The 17,070-nt window shown below is 76.4% G+C and carries 5 protein-coding genes; 2 read left to right on the top strand and 3 right to left on the bottom strand.

Translation table 11 applies throughout. The features are described from left to right. Positions 1 to 76 precede the first annotated feature (76 nt). Positions 77 to 12,163: a non-ribosomal peptide synthetase gene (locus tag F8568_RS30815; RefSeq protein WP_151597194.1), complete on the bottom strand. Its 12,087-nt coding sequence runs from the start codon at positions 12,161 to 12,163 to the stop codon at positions 77 to 79. Between the two features lie 140 nt (positions 12,164 to 12,303). Here F8568_RS30815 and F8568_RS30810 point away from each other — a divergent pair, with 140 nt between their 5' ends. Continuing rightward, the gene (locus tag F8568_RS30810) at positions 12,304 to 13,614 is read left to right on the top strand and encodes a salicylate synthase (RefSeq protein WP_236009473.1); all 1,311 of its coding nucleotides are present in this window, start codon (positions 12,304 to 12,306) and stop codon (positions 13,612 to 13,614) included. A 56-nt stretch (positions 13,615 to 13,670) separates the two neighbouring features. Here the strand turns inward: F8568_RS30810 and F8568_RS30805 are convergent, their stop codons facing one another. Continuing rightward, the gene (locus tag F8568_RS30805; protein ID WP_236009471.1) at positions 13,671 to 15,269 is read right to left on the bottom strand and encodes a (2,3-dihydroxybenzoyl)adenylate synthase; all 1,599 of its coding nucleotides are present in this window, start codon (positions 15,267 to 15,269) and stop codon (positions 13,671 to 13,673) included. A 3-nt stretch (positions 15,270 to 15,272) separates the two neighbouring features. After that, positions 15,273 to 15,680, bottom strand: a complete 408-nt coding sequence (gene panD / locus F8568_RS30800; RefSeq protein WP_151597223.1) for an aspartate 1-decarboxylase — start codon at positions 15,678 to 15,680, stop codon at positions 15,273 to 15,275. A gap of 79 nt (positions 15,681 to 15,759) precedes the next feature. Here panD and entS point away from each other — a divergent pair, with 79 nt between their 5' ends. Further along, a complete protein-coding gene (gene entS / locus F8568_RS30795) occupies positions 15,760 to 17,004 on the top strand; it encodes an enterobactin transporter EntS (RefSeq protein ID WP_151597193.1) in 1,245 nt (414 codons plus the stop codon). Positions 17,005 to 17,070: the final 66 nt, after the last annotated feature.

Genomic DNA, 17,070 nt, shown 5'->3' with positions numbered 1-17,070 from the left:
GGTCCAGGGGGTGTCGGGGAGTGATCTTAGGTTAGGCTTACCTTACCAATCAATGGCCTGCGCGGTATGACCCGCCTCACCCCTCCTCTTCGGCCGCGTCCAGCCGGGCCAGCAGGCCCGCCACGGTCGGCGCCGCCATCAGCGCCGCGATCCGCACGCCGGCGCAGCCGGGCTCGCGCCGGATCCGCCGTACGAGCCGCATCGCGAGCAGCGAGTGCCCGCCGAGGTCGAAGAAGTCGTCGTCCGGCCCCACCTCGGGCACGCCGAGCTCCTCGGCGAAGAGGCGGCACAGCGCCGCCTCCCGGTCGTCCCCGCGCCGCTCGCCCGCGGGCGCCGGCGCGGCGCCCGCCCGCTCGACGGCGCGGGCGGTGAGCACGGCGGGCAGGGCGCCGACGGGTGTGCCGGGGTCGTCCGCGACGGTCTCCAGCAGCGCGACCAGCCCGGCGGCCATCGTCTCGGCGGTGCGCCGGTCGAACAGGTCGGCGGAGTAGTCGACGATCAGGCGCAGGTCGTCGCCGCGCTCCCGGAAGATGAAGTCCAGGTCGAACTTCGCGGCCGAGGGCCCGAACGAGGCCTCCCGCTGCTCCAGGCCGGGGAAGCGCACCTCGCCCGGGTCCTGGTTCTCGTGGCCGACCATCACCTGGAACAGCGGGTTGCGTCCCGGCACGCGCCTCGGGCGCAGCGCCTCCACGACGGCCTCGAACGGCAGGTCCTGGTGGGCGAGCCCCGCCAGCCCGGCCTCGCGGACGCGGCCGAGCAGCTCGGCGAACGTCGGCTCCCCCGACAGGTCGGCGCGGAGCACCAGCGTGTTGACGAAGAAGCCGACGAGGTCCGCCGCGGCTTCCTCGGTGCGTCCCGCGACGGGTGTGCCGAGCGGGATGTCGTCGCCCGCGCCCATCCGGTGCAGCAGCGCCGCGACCGCGGCCTGGCAGACCATGAACACGCTCGCGCCCGCGTCCCGCGCGACGCGGCGCAGCCGTCCGGTCAGGCCGGGCGGCAGGTCCGCGGTGAGGGTCCCGCCGCGCTGCCCCGCCGCGCCGGACCTCGGCCGGTCGGCCGGCAGCGCGATCTCCTCCGGCGCGCCGGCGAGGGCCCGCACCCAGTGCGCGAGCTGCCGCGCGTGCGCGCTGCCCGGGTCGAGCGGGTCGCCGAGCAGCTCGGCCTGCCACAGCGTGTGGTCGGCGTACTGGACGGGCGGCGCCTCCCAGTCCGGTGGCGTCCCGTCCAGCCGCGCGGCGTACGCCTCGGCGACGTCCCGGGCGAACGGCCCGAACGACCACTCGTCGAAGGCGATGTGGTGGAAGACCGCGAGCAGCAGGTGCTCCCGCTCCCCCTCCGGGAACACCGCGACGCGCAGCGGGACGTCGCGCGCCAGGTCGAACGGCCGGGCGATGACGTCCTCGGGGCGGCCCGCCGCGACCTCCAGGACGGGACGCGCCTCGTCCGGGTCGAGGATCCGCTGGTAGGGCGTGCCGTCGTGCTCGGGGAAGACCGTCCGCAGCGCCTCGTGCCGCGCGGTGACGTCGCCGATCGCCGCTTCGAGCGCGGCCAGGTCAAGCTCGCCGCGCAGCCGGACGGCGAGCGGCAGGTGGTAGGCGTCGCGCGGCCCGTCGTCCTCGCGGAGCAGCTGGTCGAGCAGCCAGAGGCGGCGCTGCGCCGGCGACAGCGGGATCCGCTCGGGGCGTTCCCGCGGCGCGAGGACGGGACGGGGCGCCTCGTCCTCGCCGGCGCCCAGCCGTCCGGCCAGCTCCGCCACGGTCGGCGCCTCGAACAGGTCGCGGATCGCGAGCCGCGCGCCGAGCGCCGCGCGCGCCCTGCCGACGAGCCGCGTGGCGAGCAGCGAGTGCCCGCCCAGCTCGAAGAAGTCGTCGTCGACGCCCACGCCGGGCGCGTCCAGCAGCTCGGCGAACAGCGTGCACAGCACCCGCTCGACCGGCGTGCGCGGCGGGCGCCCGCCCGCGCGGCGCGGGGCGTCCCGGGCCGGGTCCGGCAGGGCGCGGCGGTCGAGCTTGCCGTTCACCGTCAGCGGGAGCGCGTCCAGCGTCACGATGGCGCTCGGCACCATGTAGCCGGGCAGCCGCCGCTTCAGGCTCTCCCGGACGCGCGCGCCGAGCACGCCGTGGTCGCGGGCCGCCACCGGATCGTTCGCGTACGCCGAGGGCGGACGGCCGGGCTCGGCCGGGAGGCTCGCCGCTCCCCCGCCGAAGACGGCGTCGTAGTACCCGGCCTCCGCCGACGGCGTCAGCACGGCGTCGGGGCACAGCGCGCGGACCGTCTCGGGAGCGACGCCTTCCGGCGCGGCGGCGAGCGCCTCGCGCGCCTCGTCCGACGATCCGCCGTCGCGGAGCACCCGGAGCGCCGCCGCCTCCCCGGACAGCCGCGGGTCCGGGATCCCCCGCACCCGCAACGGCCCGCCCGGTGCCGCGTCGGCGAGCGCGCGGAGGGCGGCGAGGCGGCGGCCGCCGGGCCCGCCGGGGGATCCGGGAGCCGCGGCGGCGCCGTCCAGCGCGGCCCACTCCACTGCGGGCGTCTCGGGAACCGGCGGGACGCCGGGGCCCGGCTTCCAGAGGACGACGTCGTAGCGGTGCCGGGTCAGCTCGTTGTGGTGGACGCCCCGCTTGGTGAGGACGTCGACGCGCGCGGGGCCGTCCAGCGCGGCGAAGAAGGCCGGGTCGAGGAGGAGCTCCTTCTCCATCCGGACGGCGCGCTCGACGGCGCGCAGGTCGGTGGCGCCGCGTCCGAGCCGGATCGCGGCGTGGAGGTGGTGGATCGTCCGCAGGTCGCGGACGTCGCCGAGGAACAGCCTCCCGCCGGGGGCGAGCAGCCGCATCGCCTTGGCGACGACGTCCTCGAGGTAGGCGGCGCCCGGGAAGTACTGCACGACCGAGTTGATCACGATCGTGTCGAAGTGCGCTTCGGGCAGGCCCTCGGTGTCGTGGGCGGGGCGGTGGCTCAGCCGGACGGGCGAGTCCGAGCCGAGGTCGGCGCGGAGCTTGGCGATGACGGGTTCGGAGAAGTCCGTCCCCCAGTACTCTTCGCTGTCCGGTGCGAGCCGGGTGAGCAGCAGGCCGGCGCCGACGCCGATCTCCAGGACGCGGCGGGGCCGCAGCGCGCGGATGCACTCCACGGTCGTGTCGCGCCATTCGCGCATCTCGTCGAGCGGGATCGGCGCGCCGTCGTAGCTGCTGTCCCAGCCGGCGAACTCCTCGTGGTGGACGACCGTGCCGACCTCGGTGTACTCGGCGTCGTAGATCTGCCGCCACTCGGCGAGCTGCTCGTCGGCGGCGCCGTGGCGGGACCCGTCCGGCACGACGTAGCCGATGATCCGCTTGACGCCGGGGACGCCGGTGTCCGCGGCGGTGACGGCGGCCTGCCCGACGCCGGGCTCGGCGGCGAGCGCGGTCTCGATCTCGCCGAGCTCGACGCGGTAGCCGCGGATCTTCACCTGGTCGTCGGTGCGGCCGAGGAAGTCGATGTTCCCGTCGTCGCGGACGCGGACGAGGTCGCCCGTCCGGTACATGCGGCCGCCGGTGAACGGGTCGGCGACGAAGCGCTCGGCGGTGAGGTCGGGGCGGCCGAGGTAGCCGCGGGCGAGGCCGGCGCCGGCGATGTACAGCTCGCCGGGCGCGCCCGGCGGGACGGGCCGCAGCCACGCGTCGAGAACGTGCGCGCGGGTGTTCCAGATCGGCTTTCCGACGGTCGGCGTCGCGCTGTCCTCGGTGCCGCCGCCGAGCGTGTTGATCGTGTACTCGGTCGGCCCGTACAGGTTGTAGCCGAGGACGCCGTCCGCCTCGGCGAGCCGGTCCCAGACGGACGCGGGGACGGCCTCGCCGCCGAGCAGGACGAGCGGCGGCCGGTGCCCGCCGTCCAGGAGCCCCTCGTCGAGGAGCTGCTGCGCGTAGGTGGGGGTCACGTTGATGACGTCGACGCGGTGCTCGCGCAGGTAGGCGGTGAGCGCCTCGGCGTCGCGCCGCAGGTCCTCGTCGCAGACGTGCACCTCGTGGCCCTCGATGAGCCACAGCAGCTCCTCCCACGACATGTCGAAGGAGAACGACACCGTGTGCGCGATCCGCAGCCGCCGGCCCGCCGCCCTCACCACGGGGTCGAAGATGTTGGCGCGGTGGTTGAACTGCATGTTCGTCAGGCCCCGGTACGGGGTGACGACGCCCTTCGGGCGGCCCGTGGAGCCCGAGGTGTAGATGACGTAGGCGGGGTGGTCGAGGCGTCCGGGGGTGCCGGGCTCGAAGCCGGGCAGCTCGCCGGGTCCGACGTCGCTGCCGGGCAGCGCGGCGAGCGCCCGCGCGGTGCCGGGGTCGTCGAGGGCGAGCACGGTCCCGCCGAAGGTCAGGCCGGCGGCGATGCCGCGGTGCGAGACGAGGACCGCCGGGGCCGCGTCCGCGATCATGTAGTCGAGCCGGTCGGCCGGGAGGTCGAGCTCCAGCGGCAGGTAGGCGGCGCCGGTGCGCAGGACGGCGAACAGCGCGACGACCATCTCGGCGGAGCGGGGCAGCGCGAGCGCGACGACGCGCTCCGGGCCGGCGCCGTTCGCCAGGAGCAACCGCGCGAGGCGGTTGATCTCGGCGTTCAGCTCGCCGTAGGTGAGGCGGACGTCCGGGAGCGAGACGAGCGCGGTGTCGTCCGGCCGCTCGGCGGCGCGCTCGGCGAGCAGTTCGGCGACGGTCTGCTCGGGGACGGGGTGCCACGCCTCGTCCCAGTCCCGGCGGAGCCGGTCGTGCTCCTCGGGCAGGAGCAGGTCGAGGCGGTGGCACGGCGCGTCCGGCGCGTCCGCGATCTGCGCGAGGACCCGCACGTACCGGTCGGTGACCCGCTCGGCCTCCGCCTCGGTGAACGCGTCGCCCCGGTACATGACGCGCAGCGCGGCGCCCGGGTCGACGACCATGGTGATCGGGTAGTGGGTGGCGTCGCGGACCTCGCGGCCGGTGACGCGGAGCGCGCCGTCCGGCCCGAACCCGCGGTCGGTGGGCATGCCGGGGAAGTTCTGGAACACGAACAGCGTGTCGAACAGCGTGCCGAGGCCGGTGGCGCGCTGGACGTCGGCGAGCGCGACGTAGGAGTGGTCGAACAGCTCCGACTGCGCGGCCTGGACGCGTTCCAGGACGGCGGCGACCGGGTCGGCGGGACCGGCCTGCACGCGGACCGGCACGGTGTTGAACAGCAGGCCGACCATGGACTCGACGCCCTCGACGTCGGGGTGGCGGCCGGACACCGAGGCGCCGAACACCACGTCGTCGCGTCCGGTCATGCCCATCAGCGTCAGGCCCCACGCCGTCTCGAAGAGGGTGCCGGGGGTGACGCCGAGGTCGCGGGCGACCGCGTCCAGGCGGGCGGCGAGCGCGGCGGGCAGCGCGCGGTGCACCTCTCCGGCGGCGGCGAGGTCGGCGGGACGGCCGTCGAGGCCGGGGCGGACGAGCGCAGGCTCGTCGAACCCGTCGAGGGCGCGGCGCCAGGCGTCCACGGCGGCGCCGCGGTCCCGCCGCCCGATCCAGTCCAGGTACGCGCGGAACGGCGGGACGGGGCGGGCGGCCTCGGCGGCGGCGTCGGTGTAGGCGTTCAGCAGCGAGGTGACGAGCAGGCCGCCGGACCAGCCGTCCAGCAGGATCAGCTCGGAGGTCAGGACGAGGCGGTGATCGTGCTCGCCGAGGCTCGCGAGCGCGAACCGGATCAGCGGCGGCGCGGCCGGGTCGAACGGCTCGGCGCGCTGCGCGTCGACGAACGCGTCGAGGCCGTCCGCACCGGAGACCTCGGCGTGCGTCCAGGGCGTCCGCCACGCGCCGGGCACGAACTGGACGGCGCGGTCGCCGTCGGTGCGGAACCCGGCGCGCAGGTTGGGGAACTTCTCCAGGACGGCGTGCGCCGCGTCCGCCATCCGCGCCGGGTCGACGGGGCCGGACAGCGACACCACGGCCTGCTGCACGTAGACGTCCCGGCCCTCGCCCGCCAGCATCAGGTGGAAGAGCAGGCCTTCCTGGAGCGGCGACAGCGGCAGCTCGCCGGCGGTGGCGTCCTCGGCCGCCGCGGCGGGCGCCGCCGTGCCGGCGGCCCGCGCGAGGGCCTCGACCGTCCGGAGCCGGAACACGTCGCGGACGGTGAACGACAGCCCGGCGCGGCGGGCGCGGGCGACGAGCAGCGCCGCGCCGATGCTGTCGCCGCCGGAGCGGAAGAAGTCGTCGTCGGCGCCGACCGCGTCGCGGCCGAGGACGGCGGCGGCGAGGCGCGCGAGGACGCGCTCGGCCTCCGTCGCGGGGGCGCGCCCGGCCTCGGGCCGTCCCGGGTCGGGCAGCGCCCGCCGGTCGGTCTTGCCGTTCGGGGTGGCGGGCAGCTCGTCCAGCACCATCAGCTCGGCGGGGACGAGATGGGCGGGCAGGGTCTCGCGGAGCCGGCCGAGCACCGCGCCGGCGTCGGCGTCGCCGGTGACGTAGCCGACCAGCCGGGACCCGCGCACGGCGACGGCGGCGCGGCGGACGCCGTCCTGCGCGGCCAGCGCCGCCTCGACCTCGCCCGGCTCGATCCGGAAGCCGCGCAGCGCGATCTGGTCGTCGGCGCGGCCGAGGAAGTCCAGGCCGCCGTCGCGGCGGCGCCGCACCCGGTCGCCGGTGCGGTAGAGGCGGGAGCCGGGCGGGCCGAACGGGTTGGCGACGAACCGCTCGGCGGTGCGGGCCGGGTCGCCGAGGTAGCCGCGCGCGAGGCCGTCGCCGGCGAGGTACAGCTCGCCGGCGGGCACCTCGCGCAGCGCGGCGTCGAGGACGTACGCGCGGGTGTTGGCGATCGGGACGAGGCCGCCGCCCTCCGCGACCAGGCTGTCGCCGGCGGCCTCGGAGCAGCCGTAGAGGTCGACGAGCCGGGCCGGGACCTTCGCCGCGAGGGCGGCGGGCAGCGCCTCGCCGCTGCTGATCCAGGTCGTGACGGACGGCGGCAGCCCGCGCTCCACCAGCGCGGCGAGCAGGCTCGGAACGAGCGTGACCGTCCGCACCTCGTGCCGTTCGATGAGGTCGCCGAGCGCGACGGCGTCCACGGCGGTCGCGTCGTCGGCGATCACGACGGTGTCGCCCGCGACGAGGCCGCCGAGCAGCTCGGTGGTCCCGTCGATGAACGCGGGCGAGCTCTTGGCGACGCGGACGCCGGGCTCGGTGAGCCCGGCGCCCCACGCGAGCCGGTTGGCGAGGGCCCCTTGAGTGCCGGCGACGGCCTTGGGCATGCCGGTCGAGCCCGACGTGAAGACGACGTAGCCGAGATGGCCCGGCCGGACGTCCGGACGGGCCCTGGGCGGCGCGTGCAGGGGCGGCTGGTCGCGGCCGAGGACGAGCAGCGGGCGGACGGCCGCCAGCATCGCGTCGACCCTCGCCCGCGGGTAGGCCAGGTCGATCGGCAGGTACGCCGCGCCGGTCTTCAGGACGGCCAGCAGCGCGACCGCGAACGCGTCGGAGCGCGGCAGGGCGATGCCGACGACGCGTTCGGGTCCCGCGCCGGCCGCCGCGAGCCGGTCGGCGAGGGCCTCGGCGCGGCGGTCCAGTTCGGCGTAGGTGACGGCGGTGCCGCCGGACACCAGCGCGATGGCGTCGGGGGTCCGGGCGGCCTGCGTCTCGAAGAGCCGCGCGACCGTCCGGGCCGGCAGGCCGCGGGCCGTGTCCGGGTGCTCGACGGGCGCGCCGAGCGCGGACAGTCGGCGGCCGGGGTCCTCGGTGACCTGGTCGAGGAGGCGGGCCAGGTCGTCCAGGAGGCCCTCGACCGTGGCGGCGTCGAACAGGTCCTCGGCGTAGGCGGCGAATCCCTCGATCTCGTCCGGGCCCCCGTCCGCGCGGGCGGGGCCTTCGGCGAAGTACAGGTCGAGGTCGAACTTGACGCCGCCCGTCTCGGGCAGGAACGGCTCGGCGCGCACGCCGGGCAGCGCGAGCCGGACGTCGTCCAGCCGCTGGTGGACGATCATCACCTGGAACAGCGGGTTGCGCGCCAGCGACCGCTCCGGCGCGAGGCGCTCGACGACGCGCTCGAACGGGACGTCCGCGCGGGAGAACGCGGCGAGGTCGGCGGCGCGGACCCGCTCCAGCAGCTCGGTGAACGCGGGGTCGCCGGACAGGTCGGTGCGCAGCACGAGCGGGTTGACGAACACCCCGACCAGCCCGGCGAGGTCCTCGTCGGCGCGCGCGGCGATGGGCGTGCCGAGCGCGACGTCGTCGCCGGCGCCGGACCGCTGGAGCAGCGCGGCGACGGCGGCGTGCAGGACCATGAACACGCTGGTGCCGGTCGCGCGGGCGAGCCGCCGCGCCCCCGCGGCCGGGAGCCGGAACGGGACGAGGCCGCCGCGGTGGCTCGGCTCGGCGGGGCGCGGCCGGTCGAACGGCAGCACGGTCTCCTGCGGCAGCCCGGACAGCGCCCGCTCCCAGTGGCCGAGCCCCTCGTCGAGGTCGGCGGAGGCCGCGCGTTCCCACGCGGCGTAGTCGGCGTACTGGACGGGCAGCGGCTCCCAGCCGGGCGCCTCCCCGGCGCGGCGGGCCTCGTAGGCGCGGGCGAGGTCGGCGAGCAGCGGAGTGAACGACCACTCGTCGGCGGCGGCGTGGTGCAGCAGCAGGGTCAGCGACCACTCCTCGTCGCCGGTCCGGACGAGCGTGGCGCGGACGGGCAGGTCGGCGGCGATGTCGAAGACGTGCGACGCGGCGTCCCGCTCGATGGCCGCGCGGCGCTCCGGGCTCTCGGCGCGGGCGTCGGCGACGGTGAAGTCCACGGGCGTGCCGGGGTCCAGGATCCGCTGGACGGGCAGGCCGTCGTCGCCCTCGACCAGCAGCGTGCGCAGCGCCTCGTGCCGGGCGACGACGTCGGCGAACGCGGCGCGCAGCGCGCCGGGGTCGAGCGCGCCGGTGAGCCGGAGGCCGAACGGCAGGGCGTAGGACGCCGACGGGCCGCGCAGCCGCTCCTCCAGCCACATGCCGCGCTGCGCCGCGGAGGCGGGCACGACCCGCGGCCGCTCCACGTCCCGGACGCGGACGCCGTGCCGCGCGACCAGGCGCGGGGCGAGCGCGGCGACGGTCGGCGCCTCGAAGACGTCGGCGATGGAGAACTCCGCGTCCAGGACGGTGCGGACGCGCGCGGCGAGCTTGGCGGCGAGCAGCGAGTGGCCGCCGAGCGCGAAGAAGTCGTCGTCGACGCCGACCCGCTCGTACCCGAGCAGCTCGGCGAACAGCGCGCACAGCGCGGCCTCGCGGGCGTCGCGCGGCTCGCGGCCGTCCGCGCGGGCGCCGGGCGCGGGGAGGGCGCGGCGGTCGAGCTTGCCGTTGGCGGTCACCGGCAGCGCGTCGAGCCGCACGAGGGCGCCCGGGACCATGTAGGCGGGCAGTTCGGCGGCGAGCGCGGCGCGCAGCGCGTCCTCGGCGGGCGCCTCGGGGCCGGCGACGTAGTAGCCGGCGAGGCGCGGTTCGCCGGGCCGGTCCTCGCGGACGACGACGGCGGCCTGCGCGACGCCCGGCCGCGCCGCCAGCACGGCCTGCACCTCCCCGGGCTCGATCCGGAAGCCGCGGATCTTCACCTGGTCGTCGGTGCGGCCGAGGTACTCCAGGGAGCCGTCCCGGGTCCACCGGGCGAGGTCGCCGGTCCGGTACATGCGGGTGCCGGGCGGTCCGTACGGGTCGGCGACGAACCGCTCCGCGGTCAGGTCGGGGCGGCCGGTGTAGCCGCGGGCGAGCTGCGCCCCCGACAGGTAGAGCTCGCCGGGGATCCCGGCCGGGACGGGCCGCAGCGACGCGTCGAGGACGCGGGCCCGGGTGTTCCAGAGCGGGCGGCCGATGCCGGGTTCCGGCAGGTCGGCGGCCGTCGCGTAGACGGCCGTCTCGGTCGGCCCGTACATGTTGGCGGCGCCGCGGGCGCGCGCGGCCAGCTCGCGGGCGAGCGCGGCGGGCAGCGCCTCGCCGCCGGTGATGATCCGCAGGCCGTCGAGCGCGGCCGGGTCGAGGGAGCCGAGCAGCGACGGCGTGGCCTGCAGGTGCGTGACGCCGCGGCCGAGCAGGCGCGCGAGCGCCGCCGGGTCCCGGACGGTCTCGCGCGACGCGAGCACGATCGTCGCGCCGGTAGTCAGCGGCAGGCAGACCTCCAGCGTCGCGATGTCGAACGCGATGGTCGTCACCGCGGCCCACCGGTCGCCGGGGCCGAGCGGGTGCTCGGCCCGCATCCGCGCGACGAGGTTCGCCAGGGCGCGGTGCGGGACGGCGACGCCCTTGGGGCGCCCCGTCGAGCCGGAGGTGTAGATGACGTAGGCGAGGTCGTCGGGGTGGGGCTCGCGGACGACGGGACCGACGGCGCCCAGGTCGTCGTCCAGAAGGACGACATCCGTGCCGTCCGGGAGCAGACCGGCCGTCTCGGGCGCCGCGACGGCGCAGAGCGCGCCCGCGTCCTCCAGCATGTAGGCGACGCGGTCGCGCGGATGGTCGGGGTCGAGCGGCAGGTAGGCGGCGCCCGACTTCAGCACCGCAAGGACGGCGGTCACGAGGCCGGCGGTGCGCGGCAGCGCGAGCGCCACGACGGCGTCCGGCCCGGCGCCGCGGGCCCGCAGCACGCCGGCCAGCGACGACGACCGCCGGTCCAGCTCGGCGTAGGTGAGGGTCTCGCCGGACTCGGTCTCGACGGCGGTCGCACCGGGCGTGCGGGCGGCCTGCTCGGCGAACAGCGCGGCGATGCCGGGGCCGGTGGCGTCCCGGTCGGTGGCGTTGGGCGCCTCCAGCCGGGCCGCCTCCTCGGCGTCCATGAGCGCGAGCGCGCCGGCCGGGCGGTCCGGGTCGGCGATCGCGTCGCGCAGCAGCGTCTCCAGGTGGCGGAGGAGCGCGTCGATGCGCTCGTCGTCGAACAGCTCGCGGCGGAAGGTCGCCTCGACCGTCATGCCCTGCGGCCGGACGAACGCCTCCAGCGACAGGTCGAAGTGCGTCATGCCGTTGTGGACGTGCGTCCACGAGGTGGTCAGGCCCGGCAGTTCCAGCTCGCCGATCTCCTGGGCCAGGAACAGCAGCATGGTGTCGAAGAACGGCGAGCGGCCGTGCCCGCGCGCGGGCCGCAGCTCGCGGACGAGCGCGTCGTAGGGCAGCGCCTGGTGCGCGAAAGCGTCGGTCACCGTCCGCCCGGTGCGGCGCAGCACGTCGCGGAACGTCGGCGCGCCGGACAGGTCCGTCCGCATGACGAGGGTGTTGCCGAAGTTGCCGGCGAGCCGCTCCACCTCGGCGTGCTCGCGGTTCATCACCGACGACCCGACCGCGATGTCGGCGGAGCCGGTGTAGCGGTGGAGCAGGACGGAGTAGGCGGCGAGCATCACCGTGTAGGGGGTGACGTTCTCCTCCTTGGCGAGCCGCGTCAGGCCCTCGGTCACGTCGTCGCCGAAGCGGCGGGCGCGGCGGCCGCCGCGCTCGGACGCGGCGGCGGCGCGCGGCCGGTCGGCGGGCAGGTCGAGCGGGGCGGGCGGCGGGTCGAGCCGGGTGCGCCAGTACGCCAGGTCGTCTCCGGCGAGGGGCCGCTTCTGCTCCCAGTCGGCGAAGTCGGCGTACTGCACGCCCAGGGCGGGCAGGCCGTCCGGCTCGCCGGTCACGGCCGCGCGGTACAGCGCCGACAGGTCGCGCGAGATCGAGCCCCAGGTCATGCCGTCCCAGGCGATGTGGTGGACGACCAGGACCAGCGCGTGCTCGTCCGCGCCGGTGCGCAGCAGCTCCAGCCGGATCGGCCGCTGCGCGCGCAGGTCGAACGGCGTCGCGGCGAGTTCCGCCGCGCGCGCGTCGGGGTCGGCGCAGCCGACCGGGTCGAGGTCGAGGGCGTCGTCGCCGGTGACGATCTGGACGGCGCTCTCGCCGGGCCCGTCGGCGTAGACGGTGCGCAGGACGGCGTGGCGCCGGATGACGCCGCGCAGCGCGTCGCGGAGCGCGCGGGCGTCGAGCGGGCCGGACATGCGGACGAGCAGGCACACGTTGTAGGCGGGGCTCGCCGGGAAGGCGCGGTGGTGCAGCCACATGCTCTGCTGCGCGTAGGACAGGGGGGCGGGTCCGGCGTCCTCGCGGGGGGCGAGGCGGCCGGCGCCGGGTCCGGGCCGGTCCGCCGGGAGCCCGGCCTCCGCCATCATCCGCCGCATCAGTTCGCGCCGCCGCTCCGGGCTCCGCGCCGTCGTCGTCTGCTCCTGCACGCCTCAGCTCCGTCGTCATCGGCTTGATCGACCGAAGTTAGGTTAGCCTTGCCTATTAAAAACGCACAAGGTTAGCCTTACCTAAGTTCGGCTCGAATCCGGCGGAGCCGGACGCCGTCGTCCAAAGGGAGCCCACTGCCTTGTCCATCGGTCTGCGCACTGACGAGAAGCCCACGGAGCGGGTGGTCGAGGCCGCCCGCGCGCCGCTCGACCTGATGACCCGGCTGGCCGGGTCCGGCCTCTTCACCGACCACGTCGTCTACGAGCGGCCCGGCCGCTGGACGTTCGCCGGCGGCGTCCTCGGCGAGGTCGTCCTCGACGACGGCGCCGTCCGCACCCGCTGGCCCGGCCGCGAGCCGGCGACCGCGCCCCGCGCCGGGCGGCCCGCCGACGCGCTGCGCGAGGCGTTCGCCGCCGCGCCGCTCCCGGCCTGGAACGCCTACGGCTGGATCGCGTTCGAGTTCGCCGCGGCCCGCCCGTCCGGACGCCTCGCGCACTTCGTCGTCCCGCGCGTCGAGGTGCACGTGGAGGACGGCGAGGCCCGCGTGACCGGCGCCGACCCCCGCGACGTCGAGCGCGTCGCGGACCTGCTGGCGGCGGACGTCCCGTCCCGCCTCCCCGACCCGTCGCCGGTGGACGTGCGGCGGGGCGGCGACGTCTACCGCGCGCGCGTCGCCCGCGCCGTCGGCGACATCGCGGCGGGCCGCTACCAGAAGGTCATCGTGTCCCGGCGGCTGGACGTCCCCTACCCGGTGGACGTCGTCGCCACGTACGCGCGCGGGCGGGCGGCGAACACCCCGGCGCGGTCGTTCCTGCTCGACCTCGGCGGATTCCAGGCCACCGGCTTCAGCCCCGAGGTCCTCGCGAGCGTGGACGAGGACGGGCGCGTCCTGACGCAGCCGCTCGCCGGCACCCGCGCGTTCGGGTTCGGCGGCGACGCCGACGCGCGGACCCGCCGCGAGCTGGAGACCGACCCGAAGGAGATCTTCGAGCACGCCGTGTCGGTCCGCACGTCGCAGGAGGAGCTGTACCGGGTGTGCGACCCGGACTCGGTCCACGTGACCGGCTTCATGACGGTGAAGGAGCGCGGCAGCGTCCAGCATCTCGGCTCCAGCGTCGGCGGCGTCCTCGCGCCCGGCCGCACCTGCTGGGACGCGCTGGACGCGCTGTTCCCCGGCGTGACGGCCTCCGGCATCCCGAAGGCCGACGCGGTCGAGGCGATCGGCGGGCTGGAGGAGCGCCGCGGCCTGTACGCGGGCGCGGTGGCCGCCGTGTCGCACACCGGCGCGCTCGACTCGGCGCTCGTCCTGCGCGCGCTCTACAACCGGGACGGGCGGGCCTGGCTGCGCGCCGGCGCCGGCATCGTCAGCGGCTCGACGCCCGACCGCGAGTACGAGGAGACCTGCGAGAAGCTCTCCAGCATCGCCCCGTACGTCGTCCCGCTGGCCTGAACGCCCCGCCCGCGCCGCCCTCCCGGGGACCTCCGGGAGGGCGGCGCGCCCGCTCTCTACCGCAGGCGGGCGGCGAGGGCCTTCTTGCTGACCTTGCCGACAGGGGTGCGGGGGAAGGAGTCGGCGGTCTCCAGGCGGTCGGGCCACTTGTAGGCGGCCAGGCCGCGCTCGCGGAGGAAGTCCTTGACGTCGCGCAGCGTCGGCGGCGCGCCCTTCGCCGCGTCGCGCAGGACGAGGACCGCGCAGGTCCGCTCGCCCATCACCGGGTCGGGGACGCCGACGACGGCCGCGTCGTGGACCGCCGGGTGCGCCAGCAGGTGGTCCTCCAGCTCCTCGGCGGACACCTTGTCGCCGCCCCGGTTGATCTGGTCCTTCTCGCGGCCCTCCACGACGAGGTGCCCGGACGGCAGCGCGCGGACGAGGTCGCCGGTGCGGTAGTAGCCGTCCGGCGTGAACGCGCGGGCGTTGTGCGCGGGCGCCCGGTAGTAGCCGCGCAGCGTGTACGGGCCGCGGGTGAGCAGCTCGCCGACCTCGCCGGGCCGGACCGTCCTGCCGTCGGCGTCCACGATCCGGATCTCGTCGGCCGGGGACAGCGGGCGGCCCTGCGTCCGCTCGACCAGGTCGGGCGGGTCGTCGAGCCGGGTGAAGTTCAGCAGGCCCTCCGCCATCCCGAACACCTGCTGGACGCGGCAGCCGAGCACGCCGGGCACCTCGGCGGCGCGCTCGGCGGCCAGCTTCGCGCCGCCGACCTGCAGCAGCTCGAGCGAGGACAGGTCGTCCTCGGCCCAGGTCGCCGCGTCCAGCCACAGCAGCGCGATCGGCGGGACGGCCGCGCAGGCCGTGACGCGCTCGCGCTCGATGAGGGGGAACGCCTCGTCCGGCGCCCCGGACGGCGCCAGCACCACCGTCCCGCCGGTCGCGAACACGCCGAGCAGCCCCGGGCAGGCGAGCGCGAAGTTGTGCGCGGCGGGCAGCACCACGAGGTAGACCGTGTCGCGGCTGAAGCCGCACAGCTCGGCGCTGGCCTCCAGGTTGTAGACGTAGTCGCGGTGCGTGCGCGGGATCAGCTTCGGCAGCCCGGTCGTGCCGCCCGACAGCAGCATGACGCCGACGTCGGCGGGATCGGGGCGCGGGTACCCGGCGGGGTCGGCGTCCAGGTCGGCGAGGGCGGTGAACTCCTGCGCGTCGCCGTCGACGACGACGTGCTCGACGGGCAGCGTCCGGGCCATCGCGCGGTAGTCGAAACCGGCGTCGGTCTCGCCGCACACGTAGGCGCGGGCCTCCGCCAGCTCGCACAGGTACCGGATCTCGCTCTCGCGGTGCGCGGGCAGCGCGAGGACGGGCACCGCGCCGATCCGCACGAGCGCCAGGAACGCCACCACGAAGCCGGCCGTGTTGGGCAGCTGGACGACGACGCGGTCCCCGCGCCGGACGCCCAGCCGCAGGAATCCGGCGGCGGTCCGCTCGGCGCGCCGGTCGAGCTCGGCGTAGGTGAGGCGGTCGCCGCCGGCGACGAGCGCGGTCCGGTCCGGGTCGCCGCGCAGGACGCCGCCGAGGACCCGGTCCGTCCAGTAGCCCTCCGCCTTGTAGCGCTCTTCGAGCTCGGCGGGCCAGGGGGTGAAGCCGTCCATGACGGCCGGAGTGGTGTCCGCCATCGGTCAGCGTCCGGCGAGCTGGGCGGGGGCGCCGGGGACGGGTTCGGCGGGGTCGGAGCCGAGCGCCACGATCCGGTTCGCGGCGTCGACGTGCACGACGCGCGGCTGGTGCGCGGCCACCTCGGCGTCGTCGAGCGCGGCGTAGGTGATGACGATGACGAGGTCGCCGGGCTGGACCAGGCGCGCCGCCGCGCCGTTCACGCCGATGACGCCGCTGCCCGCCTCGCCGGTGATGGCGTAGGTGACCAGCCGGGAGCCGTTGGTGATGTCGACGAGGTGGACCTGCTCGCCCTCGACGATGCCGGCCGCCTCCATCAGCCCGGCGTCGATCGTCAGCGATCCGACGTAGTGCAGGTCGGCCTGGGTCACGGTCGCTCGGTGGATCTTTCCGTTCATCAGCGTGCGCTGCACCGGGAGGGCCCCTTCTCTCACGATCAACTAAGGATAGGCTTACCTTAGCTATTCCCCCATCCGAGGAGAACCCCCGACGATGCTCCGGCGCCTCGCCCTGGACATCGGCCCGCTGCGCGACAGCCGGCCGTTCCGCAACGTGTTCATCGCCCGCACCGTCTCGGTCTTCGGGATCGGCATGCTGGCCGTCGCCGTCCCCGTGCAGGTCTACGACCTGACCGGCTCCACCGTGCAGGTCGGCGCCGTGTCGGCCGCCGAGGGCCTCGCGCTGCTCGCCGGGTTCCTGTGGGGCGGCGTGCTCGCCGACCGGCGGGACCGGCGGCGGCTGATGCTGCGCGCCCGCACCGCCTCCGGGATCGCGTTCGCGCTGCTCGCGCTGAACGCGTTCCTGCCGTCCCCGTCGTCCGCGGCGCTGTACGTCCTCGCCGCCTGGGACGGGCTCGCCACCGGCGTGGCCGTCACCGCGCTGCTCGCCGCGACGCCCGCCCTCGTCGGCCCGGACAAGCTCGTCGCGGCGGGCGCGCTGAACGCGCTGACCGTCCGGCTCGGGTCGATGCTGTCGCCCGCGCTCGGCGGCCTCGTCGTGTCGGCGTTCGGCGTCGGCTGGAACTACGCGGCGGCCGCCGCCGGGACCCTCGGCACGCTCGGCCTGCTGACCTCGCTGCCGGCGCTCGAGCCCGCGCGCGGGGACGGGACGGACGCCCATCCGCTGAAGTCGATCGGCGGCGGGGTGCGGTTCGTCGCGTCCCACCGCGTCGTCGGCTCGCTGATGCTGCTCGGCCTGCTGTTCATGGTCGCGGGCGGCATCCCCGTGCTGATGCCGGCGTTCGCCGAGCACGGCCTCGGCGGCGGGCCCACCACGGTCGGGCTGCTGTACGCCGCGCCCGCCTGCGGCGCCGTCCTCGCCTCGCTCACCAGCGGCTGGGCGGGGACGGTCCGCGTCCCCGGCCTCGCGCTGCTCACCGCGTCCGTCGCCGGGTTCGCCGCGCTGGCGTGCACCGGCCTCGCCCGGCACCCGGCGGTCGCCGTCGCGATCCTGTTCGGGTACGGGTTCGCCGCGTCCGTCGAGGAGATCCTGCGCTACGGCCTCATCCAGTCGCACACACCCGACTCGCACCTCGGCCGCGTGAACTCCCTGTGGGCGGCGCAAGAGACCGGCGGGACCGCGATCGGGTCGCTCGGCGCCGGCGCCCTCGGCGACTACCTGGCCCCGGGCTCGGCGATCGTCGTCTACGGCACGGTCAGCGCCGTCCTGGCCCTGGCGTTCGCCCTCGCCCTCACCGCCCTCCGCACCGCCACCCTCACCCCCGCCCCCGAACGTTGAGTTGCGGGGGGGGGGGGGGGGGGGGGGGGGCGAAAAGAAGAAGCCCACCCAAAAGAAACGGGGGGG

Source organism: Actinomadura physcomitrii, from assembly GCF_008923205.2.
Taxonomy (GTDB): domain Bacteria; phylum Actinomycetota; class Actinomycetes; order Streptosporangiales; family Streptosporangiaceae; genus Spirillospora; species Spirillospora physcomitrii.
This window is presented reverse-complemented; position numbering and strand designations above follow the sequence as displayed.

What these genes read in the sequence shown, in the direction of transcription:
- entS (WP_151597193.1), top strand. Translation starts at nt 15,760, where the DNA reads ATGCTCCGGCGCCTCGCCCTGGACATCGGCCCGCTGCGCGACAGCCGG.
- F8568_RS30805 (WP_236009471.1), bottom strand. Translation starts at nt 15,269, where the DNA reads ATGGCGGACACCACTCCGGCCGTCATGGACGGCTTCACCCCCTGGCCC.